Origin of the sequence: Gelidibacter sp. (genome assembly GCF_039916245.1) — a bacterium.
In the GTDB taxonomy this organism is placed as follows: Bacteria; Bacteroidota; Bacteroidia; order Flavobacteriales; family Flavobacteriaceae; genus Gelidibacter.
This window is the reverse complement of sequence record NZ_JBDSLS010000225.1, coordinates 1-2,600: the sequence shown is the minus strand read 5'-3', so window position 1 is coordinate 2,600 and position 2,600 is coordinate 1. Positions and strand designations below refer to the sequence as shown.

Genomic DNA, 2,600 nt, shown 5'->3' with positions numbered 1-2,600 from the left:
ATGGTTCTTTCAATCCGATTTTAGCCACTTGGCTTTCTACCTTGATCATGCTCCCATTAGGCGTGTATCTCACAAGCCGCGCTACCAATGACAAAGGACTCTTTGATTTTGACAGCTACCTTAACCCCATCAAGAAATTCCTAAATCTCCGACCTAAAAACTCGGTCATGGTGGACGGTGAATTGATTCAATATAGTTTTTTAAATGATTATAATAATGACAAGCTGATCAATATCCTTAAAAATCATGAAGAGCTTAATTTTGATAAGAGTGTCAAACCATTCGCTTTAAATCAATTGCTAAAACGCAATCAAACCATTGAAGACCTTAAAAAACAAGGGGTTCAAATTGTTGATAGCTTTATTGCTTCGAAGAAAGAAGCTGATGATGCGATCGACTATTCAAAATTTGCGTATATCTTTTATAATGTCGGTGTCATCTTGCTCATCTTATATTTTATTCTAAAAAATAACAAGTTTTTAGAAATAGCTTCGGCAGCAATCGACTTAAGCATTATTTCCCTTTTGGTTTATGCACTTTATTATGTCGTCACTTGGTTGAGTGCAAATAAATTCTACAAAAATCTTAGTTTCAAGACCAAACCCATGAACCCGTATCTTATGCTTATTGGCTTGCCTTTTTACGGGGTTTCCCATTTTTTACTTAAGAACAAAATCAAGGAAGACTTGGACAAAAGTTGTATCCTAAATGTAAAATAAGCCATATCTTTGCATAAAATTTCAACAAAAATGACAACAAGTACGATAACATCAGCCATAAAATTACATACTATTGAAGAGGCCATTGAGGATATCAAAAATGGAAAAGTAATTATTGTTGTTGATGATGCCGATAGAGAAAATGAAGGCGATTTTTTAGCTGCCGCAGAAATGGTCACGCCAGAAATGATCAATTTTATGGCCACCCATGGCCGCGGATTGATTTGCACGCCACTTACCGAAAAACGTTGTAAAGAATTGGACTTACATCCAATGGTGCATAATAACACCGATCCGATGGAGACCGCTTTTACGGTATCGGTGGATTTACGTGGGAATGGAGTGACGACTGGAATTTCAGCTAGTGACCGCGCTAAAACCGTAAAAGCCCTGATTGATCCCGATACCAAAGCTTTTGATTTAGGACGACCTGGACATATTTTTCCTTTAGTTGCTAAAGAAGGTGGCGTGTTAAGACGAACAGGACATACGGAAGCTGCGATTGATTTTGCACGTTTAGCAGGCTTACAACCAGCAGGTGTGATTGTGGAAATCATGAATGATGATGGCACCATGGCACGCTTACCGGAACTTATGAAGGTTGCAAAGAAATTTGACGTGAAAATTGTTTCTATAGAAGATTTAGTCGCTTATAGAATGCAGCACGACTCTTTAATTGAAAAGAAAGAAGATTTCGAAATTGTGACCCGTTTTGGCAAATTCAGATTGAGAGCCTATCAACAAACCACTAATGACCAAGTTCATATTGCACTGACTAAAGGTGCTTGGAAAACGAATGAGCCTGTTTTGACCAGAGTGAACTCTACCTTGGTTAATAATGATATTCTAGGTACTTTTACCAATAACGCCGATAAGAAATTGGACGATATGTTCAAGCTGATCAATGATGACGGCAAGGGCGCCATCCTTTTTATCAATCAGCAAAATCAATCTACCGATTTATTTAATAGATTAAAAACATTAAAACAAGAACAGAATCATACTGATGTCATCAAAGCACCAAGCATTGCTATGGACAACAGAGATTTTGGTATTGGCGCACAAATTCTGCACGACCTTAACATTCACAAATTATTGTTGATGTCCAATAGCGAACACACCAAACGTGTCGGGATTATTGGCTATGGTTTGGAGATTGTGGATTATGTGAGTTATTAATTGTTGACATAGAATTAAGACCGCTTCGCTTTTAGAAGCTAGAATCAAGACCGCTTTTAGAGGGTAGAAAATAGTTTGTAGAGGACAGTAGCAAATCTTAACTAAATATAAAAAGGATTCAGAACCCTGTTAGTTCTGAATCCTTTTTTATGTTTAATACTATGGGGACGTAATTATAAAATAGATTTTTCAACAAAACCTTAATCCACTACAAACTCATCTTGATAGCTTCCACCATCTTTAAAGCGCGTGCTTTGACTTCTTCTTTTGTCCAGGACAATTTGATCAGGCACGAGATATTTCGTCCGATATAATGATCGGACTGCTCAAAGGTTTTGGTTTGTAGATATTTTAATCCTGCTTTCACTTCTGCAGAAATCGGAAATAAGCTCTTTACATCTTTTAAATGATCCAACTTTCGGACATAATGCCAATTATTGTCAAAATAGTGAAAACAGCCATCAACACCGGCAGCTTTCAAGTTTTGGGAAGCTTTTCTGGAAGTTTCCAAATCTGGAAGGAAAAAGTTTAAAAATCCGTAGTTTTCTTCTCCGCCTTCAGGAACGGTTCTAAACGTAACTTCATGAATTACGGACAGAGCGTTTCTAAGTACATTGAAATTCTTCTTTTGAATGGCCAAAAAATCTGGTAAGCGCCGTACCTGTGCTAATCCCACCGCGGCATGCAGTTCTGAAATTCTAA

The 2,600-nt window shown here is 37.4% G+C and carries 2 protein-coding genes and 1 pseudogene; 2 read left to right on the top strand and 1 reads right to left on the bottom strand.

All coding sequences use genetic code 11. The features are described 5' to 3' along the window. Both ABIQ28_RS12005 and ribB read left to right on the top strand, forming a co-directional pair. Window positions 1-719: pseudogene (locus tag ABIQ28_RS12005) on the top strand (YjgP/YjgQ family permease); the annotation flags it as partial. A 30-nt stretch (window positions 720-749) separates the two neighbouring features. Continuing rightward, window positions 750-1,898 carry a 3,4-dihydroxy-2-butanone-4-phosphate synthase gene (gene ribB, locus ABIQ28_RS12000; protein ID WP_348037618.1) on the top strand — a complete coding sequence of 383 codons (1,149 nt, stop codon included), beginning with the start codon at window positions 750-752 and terminating at the stop codon, window positions 1,896-1,898. Between the two features lie 208 nt (window positions 1,899-2,106). On the opposite strand, the gene ABIQ28_RS11995 is transcribed toward ribB, so the two are convergent. Then, window positions 2,107-2,600 (bottom strand): DegT/DnrJ/EryC1/StrS family aminotransferase (locus ABIQ28_RS11995; RefSeq protein ID WP_348037616.1); only part of this gene is annotated, 494 nt, incomplete at its 5' end.